Genomic DNA, 1757 nt, shown 5'->3' with positions numbered 1-1757 from the left:
GGCGCCGCCCACCCCCGCCGTTGAACGGAATCTTTGAAACGGTACGAACGGCAGGCGGAGACAAGCCCCGCCCCTACGTCGTTCTTTATAGCCCGGATCAGCTAGGGCGCAGCTGGGTGTGCTCGGGGGCCAGATCGACCAAGCCCTGCTTGTAGAGGGCGCCCAGAGCTTTTTTGAAGATTTTCTTGCTCATGCCCAGGCGGCGGTACACGTCGTCGGCCAGGCTTTTGTCGCCCAGGGGCAGGCGGCCTTCGGGGGCGGCGCGCAGGGCTTCGAGCAGCGTGTCGGACTGGGCGCGGGCCTCGTCGTAGCCGATCTGCTGCAGGCTCAGGTCGAGCTTGCCATCGGGGCGGATGGCGCGGATGTAGCCCGTGTGCACGTCGCCGAGACGCAGGGGCTTAAATACCTCGTTGTGGAAGATGAGGCCCTGGTGGGTGCCATCGACCAGCATTTTGTAGCCCAAATCGGTTTCTTCGGCCACGAACAGTTCGGCCGCGTCGCCCACTTTGCCGGGGAACGGGTCGGAACTCAGAAACCACTCCCACTTAGCCGAGGCCACGATGCGGTCCGAGGTATCGTCGAGGTACACGAACACAGTGGCCCGCTCGCCGGGGCGCAGGTTGCGGCGCTGGTTGCGGTAGGGCAGCAGCAGGTCTTTTTCCAGGCCCCAGTCGAGGAAGGCGCCAGTGGGCGTTACGTCGCGCACGGTGAGGGCCGCGAACTGGCCCACGCGGGCAAAAGGCTCGAGGTTGGTGGCAATCAGGCGGTCCTCCGAGTCGCGGTACACGAACACGCGCACCACGTCGCCGATTCGGGTGCCCGGCTCCACGTACTTGCGCGGCAGCAGCAGGTCGCCGTCGTCGGAAGTCAGGTAGAGGCCGAAATCCACCTCCCGCACCACTTCCAGGTCGTTGAAATCACCGAGGATCATTCTCTCAAGTAAAAGTTGAAAAATTAGAAATGACCGGGTGGCGGCCGTTGAAGCTTGGCGCGAAGGTACGCAAACGAGACCGGGGCCTATAAACCCAATGGTGTCCTTTTCAGCTCACCGCTACTGAAACCGCGTAACGCCGGGCTGGCCGAAGCTGAAGTCGGAGAAGTCGTAGTAAGGGCGGGAGTTCTCGAACAGGCGGATGCCGTTGGGCGCGTCGAGGCCCCGGGGGTAGAAGCCCAGCGTGAGCTGAATGGTGCGGATGGCGGTGTACTCGTTGCGGAAGCGCAGGCCCATGCCAATGCCGGTGTAGGGCTTCTCGAAGAAGGGCAGCAGCCGGTCGGGCTTGGTGGCGTTGAGCCAGGCTACGTCGGCGAAGCCCACCACCGCCATCCGGAAGCCCAGAAACGAGACGGGCGTGTACATGGTGGCCTCGTAGTTGAGCGTAACGCGGCTGGTGCCCGTGAGTGGGCCGGTGGGCCGGAAGCCGCGCAGGCCCCGCTCGCCATCAATGGTGAGGTACTCGTTGGCGAAACGGTGCAACCCCAGCGCCGAGCGCTGCCACAGAAAGTGCCGCCATTGGAAGTTGCCGGTGTGGTAGAGCCGGGTGAAGTACAGGATTTCGCCGCTCAGCAGGCCCTGCTGCCAGTCGTTGCTGCGGCTCCGCACGAAGCCGCCAAACTCGCCGCTCAGGTACAGGTAGCCCCGCTGCGGCCGGTAGCTGGCCGATGAGAGCCGCACGCCGTAGTAGCGGCGGTTGTCGGCCGGGGGGGAATCGTAAACCCCCGCAAAACTCCCCAACGGGCCCGGCGGGATGTCCTCCGGA

General features: G+C 64.6%; 1 protein-coding gene and 1 pseudogene. Both read right to left on the bottom strand.

Annotated elements, in window-relative coordinates:
- Positions 1 to 97: 97 nt before the first annotated feature.
- Positions 98 to 931, bottom strand: a complete 834-nt coding sequence (locus HW556_RS18295) for a CvfB family protein (protein WP_176901554.1) — start codon at positions 929 to 931, stop codon at positions 98 to 100.
- Positions 932 to 1051: 120 nt separating this feature from the next.
- Positions 1052 to 1757 (bottom strand): annotated as a pseudogene (locus HW556_RS18290) (hypothetical protein); the annotation flags it as partial.

It is taken from the genome of Hymenobacter terrestris, assembly GCF_013377905.1.
Taxonomy (GTDB): domain Bacteria; phylum Bacteroidota; class Bacteroidia; order Cytophagales; family Hymenobacteraceae; genus Hymenobacter; species Hymenobacter terrestris.
The sequence above is the reverse complement of the archived record's forward strand: the minus strand, read 5'-3'. Positions and strand labels throughout refer to the sequence as shown.